This is a genomic window from Bacillus sp. SIMBA_005, assembly GCF_046535585.1.
GTDB lineage: Bacteria > Bacillota > Bacilli > Bacillales > Bacillaceae > Bacillus > Bacillus pumilus.
Genome location: NZ_JAWRWI010000894.1, coordinates 1 through 248 on the forward strand (window position 1 = coordinate 1; position 248 = coordinate 248).

Annotated in this window: 1 protein-coding gene; it reads right to left on the reverse strand. The window is 73.4% G+C overall.

Going from position 1 to position 248, the window contains the following annotated elements; all coding sequences use genetic code 11:
* Positions 1-103 (reverse strand): beta-N-acetylglucosaminidase domain-containing protein (locus SB660_RS22650; RefSeq protein WP_410584749.1); only part of this gene is annotated, 103 nt, incomplete at its 3' end.
* Positions 104-248 lie beyond the last annotated feature (145 nt).

Consider the following 248-nt stretch of genomic DNA (forward strand, 5'->3'; position numbering starts at 1 on the left):
GTCCGAGTGCGCCGCCGCGGTCGAACCAGGCCAGCCGGTCGGCGTGCGACCACGGTTCGCCGTAGAAACCCTCGATGACGCCACGGTAGGCGAGGCCGCTCATCGGGTGCCCCCGTGCCAGGACGACCAGAGTTCCGCGTAGGCGCCGCCCGCCGCGACCAGGTCGTCGTGGCTGCCGAGCTCCTCGATGGACCCGTCCCGCACGACGGCGATCCGGTCCGCGTCGTGTGCGGTGTGGAGGCGGTGCG